This window comes from Rhizobium sp. L43, assembly GCF_002531725.1.
Classification (GTDB): domain Bacteria; phylum Pseudomonadota; class Alphaproteobacteria; order Rhizobiales; family Rhizobiaceae; genus Rhizobium.
The window spans coordinates 116,223-133,835 of the sequence record NZ_NWSQ01000004.1 but is presented as its reverse complement, the minus strand read 5'-3'; the positions used below and the strand labels follow the sequence as shown (position 1 = coordinate 133,835).

Below are 17,613 nucleotides of genomic sequence, written 5' to 3'. Positions count from 1 at the left end.
TCCGATAGCAGATGTGAATGAATTTTACCTGGTACGGTAAGGTTTCGTTAAGATGCCTCTAGCCAAATGGCAGGGCGTGTTTTCATTGCGAGATCCCGGATGAAGAAAGCTGTCCTGATTCTGTCCGCCTTCGGCTTCGCCGCCGCCGCGTGGGGCAGCGGAGCCTCGCCGCTTCCGGGCGAGAGCACGCCTATGCCTGGCGTCAAGCCGCTCGGCTTCATTCCCGAAACGGCCATGCCGGAATCGATCACAACAGGCGCCATTCCGCGCAATCCGGCCATCGCGCCTGTCAACAGCGACCTGAAATCCGGCCTTGATGCGCTTTCCGACAAGAACCCGCAGCTGGCGCTGTCGATCCGCGACAGCATGCAGGACGGTACGCTCGACCGCCATATCCTCACCTGGGCGATCGCCGTTTCCGGATTGAAGGGCGTTCCCTCCTATGAAATCGCCAGCGCTGGGCAGGAGCTGAAGAGCTGGCCGGGCCTTTCGCGGCTGCGCGTCTATTCCGAACGTGCGCTCTATGACGAGAACCCCGCCCCATCAGCCGTGCTCGCCGCCTTCGGCGATACCGCGCCCGAGACGATGCAGGGCGCCGTCATCCTCGGCCGGGCGCTGGTTGCATCAGGCAACCAAGCGCAGGCGGCAAAATATATCCGCAAGGTCTGGCGCGGAGAGGCTCTCGACAAGGCGACCGAGGACAAGATCCTCATCGAATTTTCAGCGCTGTTGACGCCGGCCGACCATAAGGCACGGATGGACTATCTGATGTATCGCGGCCGGGTGGCGCAGGCCAAGCGCTTCGGCGACATGGCCCAGGCGCAGTCGCTCTACAAGGCCTGGGCTGCCGTCGACGCCAAGGCCGGCAATGCCGGCGCGCTGCTCAACGCCGTCGATGCAAAATGGCGCGGCGATGCCGGCCTGCTGTTTGCGCGGATCGAATATCTGCGCAAACAGGACAAATATGTGGAAGCGGCAGCACTGCTGGAGCAGATGCCGCCCGAGCGCAGCGAACTCGTCAACTCCGGTGAGTGGTGGAACGAGCAGCGTATCGTCAGCCGTGGTCTCGTCGACCAGGGACAGTTCAAGCCCGCCTATCGCATCGTCGCCAATTACGCCGCAACGAGCCCGACTGACATCGTCGAGGCTGAGTTCCATGCCGGATGGTACGCGCTTCGCGGCCTGCAGGATCCGGCAACCGCGGAAAAACACTTCCGCAAGATTTTGCAGACCTCAAACGGACCGATCTCGGTTTCACGCGCCTGGTATTGGCTGGGACGAGCGGCGGAGGCCGGGGGTCCTGGCAAATCCAGCGAATTCTATGCAAAGGCCGCGACCTTCCCCGGCACCTTTTATGGCCAGCTCGCAGCCGAAAAGCTGGGACGAAAGACGCTGAACGTCACCTATCCCTCGCCGAGCACGGCCGACCGGCAACGCTTCCAGGCACGAGAAGCCGTGCAGGCGATCGCCCGGCTGGAGGCCGCAGGCCATGGATGGCGGGCCGACATCCTCTATCTCGCACTCGCCGATCAGCTGCAAAGCCCCGGTGAACTGGCTGTGCTTGCGGCGCAGGCCGAGCAATCCGGCGATCATCATCTGTCGCTACAGATCGGCAAGATCGCCTATGGCCGCGGCATCGATGTCGCAGCGCTCGCCTTTCCGGTCGGCGTCATCCCGGCGAACGCCAATATAACAGGCTCCGGCAAGGCACTCGCCTATGCCATCGCCCGGCAGGAAAGCGCCTTCAACCCAGCCGCCGTTTCAGCTGCGAATGCGCGGGGATTGCTGCAGCTTCTGCCGGGGACAGCCCAGGCGGTGGCCAAGCGCCACAACATCGCCTATTCGAAAGACAAGCTGACGGCCGATGCCGGTTATAACGCCACACTCGGCGCCCATTATCTCGGCGAGCAGATCGACGCCTTCGGCGGCTCCTATATCCTCACCTTCATTGCCTACAATGCCGGGCCGAAGCGGGTGCCGGAATGGATCGGTCGTTACGGCGATCCGCGCGGCAAGTCGATCGACCAGATCGTCGACTGGATCGAGCGCATCCCCTTCCCCGAAACGCGGAACTACGTCCAGCGGGTGATGGAGAATTACGAGGTCTACAAGGCTCGCCTCGGCCAGGCCACCGATATCGAGCGCGACCTCATCGGCGGACGCAGCGCCTCCTGAAGCCATTTGGTGCGGCCGGAAAAGCAGGCTACATCTTCGTGATCAACAGATTTCGAGGGATGCGATGCCGGATACTTACGCAAGCGGTTTCCAGGAACGATTTTATACGTCTCCCGATGGGCTGAAGCTCTATGCCCGCGACTATCGGCCCGGCGAGACGGCAACCGCGGGACGGCTGCCGGTCATCTGCCTGCCCGGCCTGACCCGCAATACGCGGGATTTTCATCCGCTGGCACTGCTTCTCTCCCAGGACATAACAGCACCACGCAGGGTCATCGCGCTCGATTCGCGCGGGCGGGGAAACTCGGCATGGGATGAGAACAAGGCGAACTACAATCTCGGCATCGAGGCCGGCGATGTCGTCGCCGCCTGCGCGGCGCTCGGCATCGAGCGGGCGGTCTTCATCGGCACCTCCCGGGGCGGGCTGATCCTGCATCTGATCGCGGTGATGCGGCCGGATCTTCTCGAAGCCGTCATTCTCAATGATATCGGGCCTGCCATCGAGGCCACGGGGCTGATGCTGATCCGCGACTATCTCAACAGCGGCAGACGGCCGGCAGACTGGCGCGAGGCGGTCGATATACTGCAGGAAAATCATGGCGCGTCGTTTACCGCGCTTTCGGAGCAAGACTGGCGCGAAATGGCGCTGGCGCTTTATCGAGACGTCGGCGGAAGACCGGTCGCCGATTTCGACCCGGCGATCGCCGAAGCGCTGAAATCGATCGATTTCAGCCAGCCGCTGCCCGATCTCTGGGAGCAATTCGAGAAGCTGAGCCACTTGCCGCTGATGCTGATCCGCGGCGAAAATACCTCGCTGCTTTCACAGGAAAGCGCGAATGAAATGGCGCGGCGGCATTCGAAGCTGATCCTTCATGCTGCCGAAGGACAAGGACACGCGCCCCTCCTGCATCTCGGCAATATCCCCGCAGCGATTCGGGCCTTTCTCGCCCCTTGCCGGTAACCTTGTCGGAGCCAGTCCGCTGGTACATTTGCCATGCGTTGAAATACAAAAAGCCCGGCTCGAGAGAGCCGGGCTTTCCTGATTGACCGAAGTCAGATCAGATTAGAACGAACGCTGCAGACGGAAGTAGCCCGTCGTGGAGTCGTCAGCATTGTCCGGATCGAGGTACTGAACCGAAGCCTTGGCGTAGAAGTTGTCGACGATCTGGTAATCAACCGTCAGACCGACCTTCCAAGCGTCGTCATTGCTGAAGTCGTCGCCAGCAACGTAGTAGTTGCTGTAGTACTGGACGCCAGGGGTGATCTTGAGCTTGTCGGTTGCCTTGATAGCGTATTCGGCAGCGATAGCCCATTCAGCCTTGGTGTAGTAGGAGCTCGGGCCGGAAGCGTATACGGCTGCGAGGCCGAGCGTGCCAGGACCAACGTCAACCGTACCCATTGCACGGACGGCGCCTTCTTCGTTGTCGACGTCGTAGCCGGCAGTGATCTGGTAGCTGAATGCACCAGCCTTACCGCCGAGGCCAACGGCAACGCCGACGTTGTTCGGATTTTCGTCCGTCTTGTAGAAGCCGTCTTCCAGTTCGTCGACGCTGATGCCAGCGTAGAAGTCAGACGTTTCGTACTGATAACGGATGGAGTTATGCAGCGTGACCGGCGAGCCGATATCGTCGGTTTCGCCCGAGAGGCCGTCGTCCCACCAGCTGTAGAACAGACCAGCGCGGAAGCCGGCGATGTCGAGGTAAGCGGAGTCGAGCTTCGAAGCCTGATCGGTGGCGTTGTCAGCATTGAACTGCATGACGATAACGCCGGTCAGCGGACCGTATTCGGTGTCGCTCTTGGCGGTGAACTGAACCTGACCGCGGGTCGTTGCATCCCAATCAGAGTCGCCGCCGATGTCTTCACCAACGTTAACCTGGAAACGGATGTAACCGTTGATCTTGAGGCAGGTTTCGGTGCCCGGGATGTAGAAGTAGCCGGTGCCGTAAGCGTCGCAGACGCGGACGTATTCAACCGGTTCCGGCTCGGCAGCAACGATAGCGTCAGCAGCCTGAGCACCGGAAACTACTGCGAGAGCAGCAGCGGAGCCGAGAAGAAGGCTCTTGATGTTCATAAATGACCTCCAATTCAAAGTTTCGATCGGGTTTGGGATCTTTCGCTGAGCAGCGTTCCCTGCCCCATCCCCGTGTTTCAAGAAGTGGACGATCCGTCGCCCTTGCTTCCGAGGGTGAAAATACAAGACGGCGGCCGTCACGCAATCACCAACTTGCTCGGATAGGGGGTTTGAGGGAGCCTTCCCGACATTCTGTTGCTGAAAGGACACAAGTCGGGCAACCGGCCCCGCTTTCCTTTATGCTTTATTAAGAAAACCCTGATTTTGCGGCCGCTTAGGTCAGATCCACAAAGAGTTGGACATGCGCCTTTCGACGCATCTGCGACACTTTTCCGACAAAATCCGGCTCATGCAGGAGATGTTATGATTGCTGGAAGCGTAACCCGGTGATCACCGATCCGCTTTCGCCACCGGATGGAGCGTGGAAGCGGGAGATGATTCCGCAACCGATTCTTTCGCTGAAGGCGGAGAGATTTGCGCCGTCGCGCGGCCGTAAGGCGTAGCCGACTAAGCGAACCTGATTCTCCATCAGGAACTAAAGATCGCGAAATGTTCAGGAAATCGAAATGGCGGAGAAGATGGGATTCGAACCCACGATACGCTTTTGACGTATACTCCCTTAGCAGGGGAGCGCCTTCGACCACTCGGCCACCTCTCCGGTGCGGCCTAACTATGGTGACCGGTCTGTGAATGCAAGAGTTTTTTGAATTTTCACCACAAAGAAATGCAGCGGGCGGCATTTCGGCTGGCTGCGCAAACAGACGGCATTTCCTGCCGTGATCGGCGGAATTTGATCGCGCTTCGTTCCCTTTGTTGAAGAAGCCGAACTTTGCCGTCCGGGCTCCGGCAGGATTAACCTAGCGCGGCGTTGCCGCCGGCGGTCATTTCGCGACGACCTGCACTGATTCAGCTGAGCAGGCTTTTGAGGTCGGCAGAGGGGTCGGCGAGAATCGATCTGTCGGGGTTGGTCCCGGATTCCAGCAGTTTCTTGCCGGTCACATAGGCCTTCGCGTCGTTGATGGCGTCGACGGCGATCAGCAGGCCTTCCCGGAAGTACCAGACCGAATGGGCGCCTTCGCGAGCACCGGGGCGCAGCAGCGTTTCATCATAACCGAGATTGAAGCCTGCGATCTGCAGCTTGACGTCATACTGATCGGACCAGAACCACGGCTTCGGATCATATGGTGCGCTGCCGCCTGCGATGACGGCTGCCGCCGCTTCGGCCTGGTCGACGGCGTTCTGCACCGATTCGAGCCTGATGCGGCCACCCTGCCAGGGAAGGGCCGCGCAATCGCCCGCGGCAAAGATCGCCGGATCGGAGGTGCGGGCGAATTCGTCGACGACAATGCCGTTGGCGACTTCGAGGCCGGCTTCCTTGGCGAGCTGGTCGTTCGGCACGACGCCGATGCCGACGACGGCAAAGTCGATGTCGATCACAGACCCGTCGGAAAGTGCGGCGCCAGTGACGCGGCCATCCTTGCCGACCAGATGCTTGAGCCCTGTCTTTTCCCGAATCACCACATCGTGGGTCTCATGGATGCCGCGCATGATGTCGGCGGTTTCCTTCGCCGCGACGCGCTGCAGGATGCGGTCGGCCATCTCGATGACGGTGACCTCCAGGCCGCGGTGGCGGGCAACGGCTGCCGCCTCGAGACCGATATAACCGCCGCCGATGATGAGGACGCGGCGACCGGGGCGCATCTCTTCGGCGAGCAGATCGGCATCGCGCTTGTCGCGGGCGACGTAGACGCCGTCGAGATCGCCGCCGATTGCGGCCGGCAGCCGGCGCGGCGTCGAGCCGGTGGCCAGCGCCAGCGTGCCGTAATCGAGAACGGAGCCGTCCTGCAGCAGAACCTGCTTGCTATCAGGCTTGATCTGTTCGGCCCAGGTCGAAAGTCGAAGATCGACGTCATTGTCCGCATACCAGTGCTCGGCGCGAAACAGCAGCCGGTCGAAAGCCATTTCGCCAAGCAGATATTTCTTCGAAAGCGGCGGGCGCTGATAGGGAGCCACGTCCTCCGCACCGATGAGGGTGATCGGGCGCGTATCCTTCAAGGCACGCAGCTTGGCCGCCAATGCGAAACCGGCCTGTCCCGCGCCGATGATCACCAGTCTATCCGTCACGATCTCACTCCCGAAACTGCGCCCGCCAATACGGTCCAAGCCTACCCCTACAGCGCCGCACGTCAGACGGAAAGCGGTCTTTCCATTCAACCGATCTCGATCCAGCGGCGCTCGTGGAAGGACTGTGCCATGGCATGCACCGACTTCTCTATCCTGAGACCGTCTTCAAATGTGACGATCAACGACGGTTCGCCGGAAATTGCCCGGATCAGCTCGCGGCATTCGATGATCTTCAGGTCGTTGAAGCCGAGGCCGTGGCCGGGCGCCGGGATGAAGCGATCATAAGGCCGATGGGCCGGTGCCGCCAGTATCTTGCGGAAGCCCTGTTCGGAACCGCGACCCTCTGCCTGATAGAGGTCGAATTCGTTCATGCGCTCCTGGTCGTAGACGATCGAGCCTTTCGAGCCATAAATCTGCAGGGCGATGCGGCCCTTGCGGCCCCAGGCGGCGCGATTCGCCATCAAGACGGCGGAGATGCCGCCGCCAAGCCGCATCAGCACGTTGGCGCCATCGTGGTTTTCGACGGCGCGGCGGCCACCCTCGCTCAGCGGGCGGTCGGCATAGGGTCTTACCATGTCTGTAATGACAGCCTCGACGTGGCCGAAAAGATACCAGAGCAGCGACAGCGGATGCACGGCGAAATCGTCAAGCGCGCCGTAGCCGGCGGCAAGCTCGCTCTTCCAGTAAAAAAAGACATCGGGATCGGCCATAAAATCCTCGTCCATCTCTACGCGGATATGGTTGACCGTGCCGATGGCGCCCTCGCCGACAAGCGTCTTGATGTGCCGCATCACAGGATTCTGAATATAGTTGTAGCCGAGAGCCGCCACCTTGCCTGAGCCCCTCGCCGTTTCCAGCATGTGCTCGGCATCGGCATAGGCCGGCGCCATGGGCTTTTCGCACCAGACATGTTTGCCGGCTTGAAGGGCTGCGATCGCCATCTCGGGGTGGAACTGATTGGGCGTGGTGACGGAGACGACGTCGACCTCCGGGTCGGCAATCAGCGCCCGCCAGTCGGCGGTGGCCTTCTCGAAGCCGAATTCGCCGGCACGCGCCGCAGCAAGCCCGGCATTGGCTTCGGCCAGATGCACGAGACGCGGACGCTCGACATCGCCGAACACCGTCTTCACCGCATTCCACGCCAGCGCATGGCATTTGCCCATGTAACCGGTGCCGATCAAACCGATGCCGAGTGGCTTCATTTCCGTCCCCTCCAGAGTTGCGCGCGGATTTTTGGAATATTTGGATCATTTTGACAAGGGACCCACACGCAGGCATTTTTCCATTCTTCCCGGTAAGCTGTTTAAAAGCCTTCAATTACAGGCGATTAAAAACAATTAGGCGTGCCGTTTGAAATCGTCTATGTTTGGCAATATGGAATATTTGTTTCATCTCGTGAGCCGCAAGCATGGATAACGATCCCCAGAGGCACGCGCGTGTGCCGCGCGATTTCGAAAGCCTGCGCAGCACCATCATCGAACGCAAGGCGAGCATGCCGAAGCGGCTGGCGCAGGTTGCCGCCTTCGCGCTCGGCAATCCTGATGAAATCGCCTTCGGCACCACGGCAAGCATCGCGGCTGCCTCCGACGTTCAGCCCTCGACGCTGGTGCGCCTGGCGCATCATTTGGGTTACGGAGGCTTCTCCGACCTGCAGAGCATTTTCCGCGAAAGATTGCGCGACCGGACGCTGAGCTATGAAGAGCGGCTGGTCACGCTGGAGCAGGCGAGCGGCGACGATGAGGACGCCAATCTGCTCTCCGGCTTCATTGCCGCCGCCAGCCAGTCGGTCAACCGGCTGGCGGCGACGGTACAGAGCGATACATTCACGAAAGCGGTGAATATCCTTGCCGGCGCCGAGACGATCTATCTGATCGCCAAACGGCGTTCCTACCCGCTGACGGCGCACATGACCTACGCTTTTTCCAAGCTCAATATCCGCCACCAGATCGTCGCCTCGCCGAACGGCGTCGACCCTGAAATGGTGCAGTTCGCAACCCCCAGGGATGCAGCGATCGCCGCGAGCTTCTCGCCCTATGCGGCCGACAGCCTCAGTCAGAGCCAGGAGCTTGCCGACCGCGGCGTGCCCGTCATCGCGATCACCGATTCGGCCTTCTCGCCGCTTGCTGCTTGCGCGACGCATTGGTTCGAAGTGGCGGAGGCCGATTTCGCCGGCTTCCGCTCGCTTTCGGCCTCCATGGCGCTGACCATGGCGCTGCCGGTGGCCATCGCCGAACGGCGCCGCAAGCATCAGCACTCAAAAGCTGGAAAAGCGAAAATGGAATAAACATTCCGAATTGACAAAATATCGGAACCGATGTTTCATTATTGAAAATTCGCAGGCACTGGAAGCCGCGCAAAATCTAGCGGGAGGACATCATGGTACAATCGAATCCGGGCTCACAGCCGGAGCCGGCGCTTGATGTAATCACCATCGGCCGCTCCTCGGTCGATCTTTACGGTCAGCAGATCGGCTCACGGCTGGAGGATATCGGCTCCTTCGCCAAATCCGTCGGCGGCTGCCCGGCTAATATCGCCATCGGCACGGCGCGGCTCGGCCTCAAATCCGGCCTCATCACCCGCGTCGGCGACGAGCAGATGGGACGTTTCATCCGCGAGCAATCGGGGCGCGAAGGTGTAGCGACACAGGGCATCGTCACCGATAAGGAGCGGCTGACGGCACTGGTGCTGCTGGCGGTCGAGGCCGAGGGCGTGTCGCCGATGATCTTCTATCGGTCGGACTGCGCCGACATGGCGCTCGATGAAGGCGATATCGACGAAGATTTCATCAAGTCGTCGCGCGCCGTTCTCGTTTCCGGCACGCATTTCTCGCGGCCGAATACCGAGGCCGCGCAGCGCAAGGCGATCCGCATCGCCAAGGCGAACGGCCGCAAGGTGATCTTCGACATCGACTACCGGCCGAACCTCTGGGGCCTTGCCGGCCATGCAGAAGGCTTCGAGCGCTACGTGAAGTCCGACCGCGTCTCTTCGAAGATGAAGGAGACGCTGCCGGATTGCGATCTCATCGTCGGTACCGAAGAGGAAATCCTGATCGCTTCCGGCGCCGACGACGTGCTCGGCGCGCTGAAGGAGATCCGCCGCCTGTCACCGGCGACGATCGTGCTGAAGCGCGGCGCCATGGGCTGCATCGTCTATGACGGACCGATCGCCGACGACCTCGAAGCCGGCATTATCGGCCAGGGTTTCCCGATCGAAGTCTTCAACGTGCTCGGCGCCGGCGATGCCTTCATGTCCGGTTTTCTGCGCGGCTTCCTGCGCGATGAGCCACTGAAGACCTGCGCCACCTGGGCCAATGCCTGCGGCGCCTTTGCCGTTTCCCGCCTGCTCTGCTCGCCGGAATATCCGACCTGGGCCGAACTCGACTTCTTCCTGACATCAGGCAGCCAACATCGGGCGCTGCGCAAGGACGAGGCGATCAACCATATCCACTGGGCATCAACCCGGCGCGGCAAAATCCCGCTTCTGATGGCGCTGGCGATCGACCACCGTTCGCAGCTCGTCAGCGTCGCCGATGAACTCGGTGTCGGCCACGACAAGATCGTCGCCTTCAAGCGGCTGGCGGTTGCCGCAGCGGCGCGGGTTTCGAACGGCCGCGACGGCTATGGCATGCTGATCGACGAGCGTTTCGGCCGCGACGCGTTCTTCGATGCGGCGACGAAGAATTTCTCCTGGATCGGCCGGCCGGTGGAGTTGCCGGGTTCGAAGCCGCTGCGCTTCGAATTCAGCCAGGATATCGGCTCGCAGCTTGTGGAATGGCCACTCAGTCATTGCATCAAGTGCCTGTGCTTCTATCATCCCGACGACCCCTCAGAATTGAAGAGGGAGCAGCAGGAGAAGCTGCGCACGCTGTTCGAGGCGTCCCGCAAGGTCGGCCGCGAGCTGCTGGTGGAGATCATCGCTGGCAAGAACGGGCCGCTCACCGACGATACGATTGCGACTGCGCTGGAAGAGCTCTATGCGCTCGGCATCAAACCGGACTGGTGGAAGCTCGAGCCGCAGGCCTCGACCGAGGCCTGGAAGAAGATCGATGCGGTGATCGCCAAGAATGATCCATGGTGCCGCGGTATTGTGCTCTTGGGCCTCGAGGCGCCCGCCGACGAGCTGATCTCCTGCTTCGAGGCGACGCTGGCGGCTCCCTCCGTGAAGGGCTTTGCCGTCGGCCGGACGATCTTTGCCGATCCGGCGCGCGCCTGGCTTTCGGGCGGAATGAACGACGAGGAGGCGATCGCCGACATGGCCGGCCGCTTCCGGCAGCTGACAGAGGCCTGGCTTAAGACGCGCGGGCTTCAGTAGGATATAGAGTTAAGACCCCTCCCCAACCCCTCCCCACAAGGGGGAGGGACTTAAGTTGAGGCATCGCTTCACGCCACAAACGAGATCCTTGCGGACGCGAGGTTGCGGTGAAATGCAGCGGCACGGCGGGTTAGCCCCTCCCCCTTGTGGGAAGGGGTTGGGGAGGGGAAAACGCGAAAGAAAGATTGCGGGAGGACCCGATGGGCAAGACGATACGGTTGACGATGGCGCAGGCCGTGGCGCATTTCCTCAAAAAGCAGATGACTGTTGTCGATGGCAAGAAGGTGCCGATCTTCGGCGGCGTCTGGGCGATCTTCGGTCACGGCAACGTCGCCGGCATCGGTGAGGCGCTCTATCAGGTGCGCGGCGAATTGACGACCTATCGCGCCCACAATGAACAGGGCATGGCGCATGCCGCGATCGCCTATGCCAAGGCGAATTTCCGCACGCGCTTCATGGCCTGCACGAGTTCGATCGGCCCCGGGGCGCTGAATATGGTGACGGCCGCTGGCGTGGCGCATGTCAATCGTATTCCCGTTCTCTTCCTGCCGGGCGATGTCTTCGCCAACCGCGCGCCGGAGCCGGTGCTGCAGCAGATCGAGGATTTCGGCGACGGCACGGTTTCGGCCAATGATGCCTTCCGTTCGGTTTCGCGCTATTTCGACCGCATCACCCGCCCCGAGCAGATCATCACGGCGCTGAAGCGCGCCATGCAGGTCCTGACCGATCCCTTGGATTGCGGCCCAGTGACATTATCGCTCTGCCAGGACGTTCAGGCAGAAGCCTTCGATTATCCGGAAAGCCTGTTCGATGAAAAAGTCTGGACGACCCGCCGGCCACAGCCGGATGCAGACGAGCTGGCGAATGCCATCGCGCTGATCAAGGCGTCGCAGAAACCGGTAATCGTTGCCGGCGGCGGCGTGCTTTATTCGCAGGCGACGAAGGAGCTTGCCGCCTTTGCCGAGGCGCACGGCGTTCCCGTCGTCGTCACCCAGGCCGGCAAGTCGGCGATCAACGAGACCCATCCGCTGGCGCTCGGCTCGGTCGGCGTCACCGGCACCTCGGCGGCGAATGCGATTGCCGAAGAGACGGATCTCGTTATCGCCGTCGGCACCCGCTGCCAGGATTTCACCACCGGCTCCTGGGCGCTGTTCAAGAATGCCAGCCTCAAGATGGTCGGCCTCAACATCGCCGCCTATGACGCAGCGAAGCACGACAGCCATCCGCTGGTGACTGACGCCCGCGAAGGGTTGAAGGCGCTTTCGGCAGGGCTTTCGGGCTGGAAGGCGCCGGCCGCACTCGCCGAGAAGGCAACTGCGGAGAAGAAGGTCTGGATGGAGGCTGCGGCCAAGGCGATGGCCACGACCAATGCCGCCCTGCCCTCCGACGCGCAGGTGATCGGTGCGGTGACGCGCACGATCGGCGGCGACAATACGACGGTTCTTTGCGCCGCGGGCGGACTTCCCGGCGAATTGCACAAGCTCTGGCCGGCAACGGTGCCGGGCAGCTATCACATGGAATACGGCTTTTCCTGCATGGGCTATGAGATCGCCGGCGGGCTCGGCGCCAAGATGGCGCATCCCGACCGGGATGTCGTCGTCATGGTCGGCGACGGTTCCTATATGATGATGAATTCCGAGATCGCCACCTCGGTCATGCTGGGCCTCAAGCTCAATATCATCCTGCTCGACAATCGCGGCTATGGCTGCATCAACCGCTTGCAGATGGGCACCGGCGGCGCCAACTTCAACAATCTGCTCAAGGACTCCTATCACGAGGTGATGCCGGAGATCGATTTCCGCGCGCATGCCGAAAGCATGGGCGCCATCGCGGTCAAGGTCGGCTCGATCGCCGAGTTGGAGCAGGCGATCGCCGATTCGAAGAAAAACGACCGTACCTCGGTCTTCGTCATCGACACCGATCCGCTGATTACCACGGAAGCCGGCGGCCACTGGTGGGATGTCGCGGTACCTGAGGTCAGCATCCGCGAACAGGTCAACAAGGCGCGCGAAGGCTATATCAAAGCTCGTGCTGCCCAGCGCATCGGCTGATTCGGTTACTGTCATTTTTTCGGAAGAGCGGGGCCGCTCTTCCGCACTGTTTTAAGGAGAATGTTGATGAAGGCCAAACTCGGCATGTCGCCCATCGCCTGGTGGAACGACGATCTTCCGGAGCTCAGCGACGATGTGTCCCTCGAGGAATGCCTGCGGCAATCGCGCAGCGCCGGTTTCACCGGCATGGAGCAAGGCCGCCGCTTCCCCAGCAATCCGGAAGAGATGCTGCCCATCCTGCGCGCCGCCGACGTGACGCTGTGCGGCGGCTGGTTCTCCGGCACGCTTGTCAATGAGGAGCTTGCGGCCAACAAGGACCGCATCGCGCCGATGATCGAGCTGTTCAAGGCGGTCAATGCGCCCTGCATCGTCTATGGCGAAGTCGGCCGCTCCATCCAGGGCGACCGCTCCAAGCCGCTCGCCACCAAGCCGCGCCTTTCCGACGACGAGATGAAGGCCTATGGGCGCCGCGTCACCGAGTTCGGCGAATGGTGCGCCGAGCAGGGCATGCCCCTCTCCTACCACCACCACATGGCGGCCGTCGTCGAGACCGAACCGGAACTCGACGCCTTCATGCGCTCTTCGGGTGACGGCATTCCGCTGCTGCTCGATGCCGGCCACCTCGCCTTTGCCGGCGGCGATGTGCTGCGCGCCATCGGCAACCACCACGCCCGCATCAACCACGTCCACGTCAAGGACATCCGCAAACCCGTCGTGGACGGGCTCGACCGCAGCCGCCAATCCTTCCTCGATGCGGTGGCGCTCGGCGCCTTCACCGTGCCCGGCGACGGCTCGCTCGATTTCGGCGCCATCGTCCAGCGGCTTGCCGATCACGGCTATGAAGGCTGGTTCGTTGTCGAAGCCGAACAGGATCCACGCAAGGCGCCGCCGCAGAAAATGGCCGAGATCGGCCATGCCGAACTGATGCGCGTCATGACGGCCGCGGGTTATATCGTGGAAACGGAAGGCTTCCCGAAGGGATAACGGAACGAAAGACCCCTCCCCACCCCCTTCCCACAAGGGGCAGACCGGGAGTGCCGGAGCAAGAAGCCCCCTCATCCGCCCTCCGGGCACCTTCTCCCCGCTGGGGAGAAGGGGAAAAGAGACGGTGCGGCATGTCCCTTCTCCCCTCGGGGAGAAGGTGGCGGCAGCCGGATGAGGGGGCCGCACCCGCTAATTTACGAGGAGACACACCAATGCCAAACCTCAAGGTCAAACCATCCGGCACGCATGGCCGCGTCACCCATGTCACCCCGGAAAATGCCGGCTGGACCTATGTCGGCTTCGATCTCCATCGGCTGAAGCCGGGCGAGACGGTTTCGGGAGAGACCGGCGATCGGGAAGTCTGCCTCGTCTGGGTGACCGGCAAGGGCAAGGCATCGGCCGGCACCAAGGATTTCGGCACGCTCGGCGGCCGCATGAGCCCGTTCGAAGGCGCACCGCATGCGCTCTACATCCCGATGGAATCGACATGGTCGGTGACGGCGGAGACCGATCTGGAACTCGCCGTCTGCTCGGCGCCCGGCGGCGGCACCTATCAGGCAAAGGCCATCCCACCCGGCACGCATCCGCAGGTGACACGCGGCAAGGGCACGAATGTGCGCTACGTCAACAATATCATGCCGGAGGATGACAGCTCGGCGCATTCGCTGCTGGTCGTCGAGGTGATCACGCCGGGCGGCCATACCTCCTCCTATCCGCCGCACAAGCACGACCAGGACGACCTGCCGAACGAGAGTTTCCTGGAAGAGACCTATTACCATCGCCTCAACCCGCCGCAGGGCTTCGGTTTCCAGCGTGTCTACACCGACGACCGCTCGCTCGACGAGGCAATGGCGATCGAGGACGGCGACGTGACGCTGGTGCCGAAGGGCTATCATCCTTGCGCGGCGACCCATGGCTACGATCTCTATTACCTCAACGTCATGGCCGGGCCGAAGCGGATCTGGAAATTCCACAATGCCGCCGAGCACGAGTGGCTTCTGAAGGCGTAAGGGTCTCGTTCGATCGCTAAATAATCTGACAGCGCGAAACCGCCGCTGATGGTTCACTGCCTCCATCCAAACACGGATGGAGGATCACCATGTACAGCTCGAATGTCACGATACCGGCCCGCAATATGCGGCCCGGCCTGTTGCTTGCCATAGTCACCGCAGCACGCTGGCTGGCACGCAAGATTACCGAACGGCGCAACTGCAATGCGCTGATGGAACTTTCCGACGAGCAGTTGAAGGATATCGGCCTTTCCAGGGGGCAGACGGAAAGCGACGTGCATGTCTACAGTCGCACCTGAAACCTGAGCGTGATAATGTGCAGACAGGTCGCCTCATCGGGCGACCTGTCTGACCCGGAACATGCCATGTCGCAGTTTTCAACAGCACCGCTCCTGAAGACAAAGACCGTCACCATTCGTGACATCGTCTGCAATGGCGAATGCCGTCACAAGAGCGACGAGGAATGCGCCCACAGGACGGGCCTCGTCTATCCCTATCGCGGCGAAGCCAATCAGGTCTTGTTCTTCAACGCCGGCCAGGGATATCGGATCAGCCACCCCATCGAGGGCGGCGATGCCTGCATCGATCTGGCGATCGACGAGGCCATGCTCGAAGAACTCGCGCCGAAGGATCAGGTGCAGCCCGGTCCGGCCTTTGCCTTCCGCCGCCAGCGCCGGCGGATCGATCCGCGCGCACAGGCGCTGGTCGCGCTCCTGCGTCATGGTCTTAGCCGCAACGTCGCAGAGACGTTGGAGGCGGAGATATTGGCGCTGACGCTGGTGCGCCGCTCGCTCGGCGAGCGCACATCGCATGCGGCCGGTGCCAGCGCCGGCCGGCAGAAACTCGTCGACCGAGCCAAGCTGGTGCTCTCCTCCGATCTCGCGCGGCGCTGGACGCTTGCGGAAATCGCCTCGGAAGTCGGCGTCTCACCGGTTTATCTCACCCAGGTTTTCCAGCAGGTCGAGGCCACACCGCTCTATCGTTATCAGCTGCGGCTGCGGCTTGCCCGCGCCCTCGACCTGCTCGGCCAATATGAGGATCTCACCGCGCTCGGCCTCGATCTCGGTTTTTCCAGCCACAGCCATTTCAGCGCGTCCTTCAAGCAGGCCTTCGGACAGAGCCCTGGCGAATTCCAGCGCGCAGCGCAATTGCGTCGCAGGTGAGGTCGATCGCTAAAGATTTCGACAGCGGCGATGCGATCTTCGATGGTCTTATGAGGCTGCCCCGATCCGGGGACGATCAACCGGAGGATCACCAGATGAAGAAGACCACATGCGCCGCCTGCGACTGCGAACTCGGCGCCGAGGCGATCACCGTCAAACTCGGCGGCAAGACTGTCGAGGTCTGCTGCCAGGAATGCGCTGAAGCGCTGAATGAGGCGGAAGCTGCGACATCGGCCGCTTCGGGCGGCAAGGAATAGACGATACGAAGCAAGAGCCGCCAGTGACCTGCCCCCCGAAGGTTCATGTTCAACCTTCGGGGGGCAGGTCACGAGGGAGCGCCGCTTAGCCATTTCAAGCGGGCAGAAGCCCATAGCGCCAGCCGCGACGTTTGGCGTTCTGCGACAGCACCGCAAAGGCCAGGATGACCATGCCTGCCTCGGCAAAGACGGGCACCATCCAGATCCCCTGCTCGCCGAAGAGGAAGGGCAAAAGGAAGGTCAGCGGCAAGGTCAGCAGATAGGGCCGCGACAGGCCGAAGATCGCGGCGCGCGGTGCGTCGCCGATCGACTGGAAATAGGACGACAGGATCAGCATCTGCCCGAAGAGAAAATAGGCGCCGATCGTCCAGGGCAGAATTCGCCTGACCTCGGCGATAATCGCGGGATCGGCGACAAAGACGGCGCCGAGACGGCCGGCCATGAGCTCGACTATGATTTCCACCAGGGTGCAGTAGACGAGTGCTGCGAGCATGGCGATCTGCAGGCTGCGGCCGACGCGGAGCCCGAGGCCGGCGCCGTCATTGTTGCCGGCGATCGTCTGCAAGGCGATGCTGAGGCCGAGCAACGGCAGATAGGTGAAGGTCATGATCCGGGTGATGATGCCATAGGCAGCCACCGTCGCGACATGATCTGCCACGCTCCAGAGCGAGATATTGATGAGAATGGCCGCCGAGGCCAGCGATATGCCGATGAAGCCGAGGCTCATCGGCGCGCCGAATGCCATGATGCTGCGCCATTCGACAAGAGCAAATTCCGCGGAAGGCCTCAGTGCCCGTGGCCGGCGCCATCGATAGGCGAGCACAGCTGCGAGACAGACGAATTGCGACGCAATGGAGCCGACTGCCGAACCGAACACGCCCCAATGCATCACCGCCATGAACAGCCAGTTGGCGAAGATGTTGAGCAGCGAGGCCGACAGCGTCACCAGCGTCATGAAACCGATCTTGCCTTCGCAGCGCAGCCCGTCGAGATGCAGCGACAGGAAGAAGCTGACCTGCGCAAAAGTGATCATCGCGCCCATGAACAGCATGGCGCCATCGGCAACAGTGGCATTGCCGGCAGCACCGGCATCGATGATCTGCCGGCCGACGGTCCAGAAGACCGCATTGAGGATCAGGGTGACGGCCAGCGCCAGCGTATGGGCGCCGGCAAACACCCGCTGCGCGCCTTGGCGATCGCCGGCGCCGAGCCGGCGGGCGAGGATGCTCGCCATGCCGTTCGAGACCAGCGATTGCAAAGCGACCAGCAGCATCAGCCCCGGAAAGATCAGGCTGACGGCGGAGAGCGCATCCGGGCCGACATAGGCGCCGAGGAAATAGGCGTCGACGACGGTGAACAGGCCGTTGACGGTGGTGATCGCAACGATCGGCGCCGCCGTCCTGAGGAAGACGCCCGGCAGCCAGCCGGTGAGAAAGGCATTGCCTGCGGAAAGATCGGTCATGGAGA

The 17,613-nt window shown here is 61.9% G+C and carries 14 protein-coding genes and 1 tRNA gene; 10 read left to right on the top strand and 5 right to left on the bottom strand.

Features of this window, described 5'->3' with window-relative positions:
- Positions 1-99: 99 nt before the first annotated feature.
- Together CO667_RS05680 and CO667_RS05675 are read left to right on the top strand one after the other, a co-directional pair.
- The gene (locus CO667_RS05680; protein WP_097617476.1) at positions 100-2,175 is read left to right on the top strand and encodes a lytic transglycosylase domain-containing protein; all 2,076 of its coding nucleotides are present in this window, start codon (positions 100-102) and stop codon (positions 2,173-2,175) included.
- A 64-nt stretch (positions 2,176-2,239) separates the two neighbouring features.
- Positions 2,240-3,136 (top strand): alpha/beta hydrolase, encoded by an 897-nt coding sequence (locus CO667_RS05675; protein WP_097617475.1) that lies wholly within the window; start codon positions 2,240-2,242, stop codon positions 3,134-3,136.
- A gap of 102 nt (positions 3,137-3,238) precedes the next feature.
- On the opposite strand, the gene CO667_RS05670 is transcribed toward CO667_RS05675, so the two are convergent.
- The 4 genes from CO667_RS05670 to CO667_RS05655 all read right to left on the bottom strand — a co-directional run bounded on the left by CO667_RS05670 (position 3,239) and on the right by CO667_RS05655 (position 7,572).
- Positions 3,239-4,246 carry a porin gene (locus tag CO667_RS05670; RefSeq protein WP_097617474.1) on the bottom strand — a complete coding sequence of 336 codons (1,008 nt, stop codon included), beginning with the start codon at positions 4,244-4,246 and terminating at the stop codon, positions 3,239-3,241.
- Positions 4,247-4,813: 567 nt separating this feature from the next.
- Positions 4,814-4,904, bottom strand: a tRNA-Ser gene (locus CO667_RS05665).
- A 248-nt stretch (positions 4,905-5,152) separates the two neighbouring features.
- A complete protein-coding gene (locus CO667_RS05660) occupies positions 5,153-6,370 on the bottom strand; it encodes an FAD-dependent oxidoreductase (RefSeq protein WP_097617473.1) in 1,218 nt (405 codons plus the stop codon).
- 86 nt (positions 6,371-6,456) lie between these two features.
- A complete protein-coding gene (locus tag CO667_RS05655) occupies positions 6,457-7,572 on the bottom strand; it encodes a Gfo/Idh/MocA family oxidoreductase (protein ID WP_097617472.1) in 1,116 nt (371 codons plus the stop codon).
- Positions 7,573-7,778: 206 nt separating this feature from the next.
- Between CO667_RS05655 and CO667_RS05650 the strand changes: the two genes are divergently transcribed.
- The 8 genes from CO667_RS05650 (at position 7,779) to CO667_RS35275 (ending at position 16,146) form a co-directional block, all read left to right on the top strand.
- Positions 7,779-8,654, top strand: coding sequence for a MurR/RpiR family transcriptional regulator (locus CO667_RS05650; protein ID WP_097617471.1), 876 nt, complete (start codon positions 7,779-7,781; stop codon positions 8,652-8,654).
- Between the two features lie 92 nt (positions 8,655-8,746).
- Positions 8,747-10,681 (top strand): 5-dehydro-2-deoxygluconokinase, encoded by a 1,935-nt coding sequence (gene iolC, locus CO667_RS05645; RefSeq protein ID WP_097617470.1) that lies wholly within the window; start codon positions 8,747-8,749, stop codon positions 10,679-10,681.
- Between the two features lie 200 nt (positions 10,682-10,881).
- Positions 10,882-12,732 carry a 3D-(3,5/4)-trihydroxycyclohexane-1,2-dione acylhydrolase (decyclizing) gene (iolD, locus tag CO667_RS05640; protein WP_097617469.1) on the top strand — a complete coding sequence of 617 codons (1,851 nt, stop codon included), beginning with the start codon at positions 10,882-10,884 and terminating at the stop codon, positions 12,730-12,732.
- 66 nt (positions 12,733-12,798) lie between these two features.
- Positions 12,799-13,716, top strand: coding sequence for a myo-inosose-2 dehydratase (gene iolE, locus CO667_RS05635; protein WP_097617468.1), 918 nt, complete (start codon positions 12,799-12,801; stop codon positions 13,714-13,716).
- Positions 13,717-13,928: 212 nt separating this feature from the next.
- Positions 13,929-14,726 carry a 5-deoxy-glucuronate isomerase gene (iolB, locus tag CO667_RS05630; protein ID WP_097617467.1) on the top strand — a complete coding sequence of 266 codons (798 nt, stop codon included), beginning with the start codon at positions 13,929-13,931 and terminating at the stop codon, positions 14,724-14,726.
- An 89-nt stretch (positions 14,727-14,815) separates the two neighbouring features.
- A complete protein-coding gene (locus CO667_RS05625) occupies positions 14,816-15,025 on the top strand; it encodes a DUF1127 domain-containing protein (protein ID WP_097617466.1) in 210 nt (69 codons plus the stop codon).
- A gap of 66 nt (positions 15,026-15,091) precedes the next feature.
- Positions 15,092-15,889, top strand: a complete 798-nt coding sequence (locus CO667_RS05620; protein WP_097617465.1) for a helix-turn-helix domain-containing protein — start codon at positions 15,092-15,094, stop codon at positions 15,887-15,889.
- Between the two features lie 95 nt (positions 15,890-15,984).
- Entirely contained in the window at positions 15,985-16,146 is a 162-nt protein-coding gene (locus CO667_RS35275; RefSeq protein ID WP_179874070.1) for a hypothetical protein, read from the top strand.
- A gap of 94 nt (positions 16,147-16,240) precedes the next feature.
- Here CO667_RS35275 and CO667_RS05610 read toward each other — a convergent pair whose 3' ends face one another.
- Positions 16,241-17,608, bottom strand: coding sequence for an MATE family efflux transporter (locus CO667_RS05610; protein ID WP_097617700.1), 1,368 nt, complete (start codon positions 17,606-17,608; stop codon positions 16,241-16,243).
- Positions 17,609-17,613: the final 5 nt, after the last annotated feature.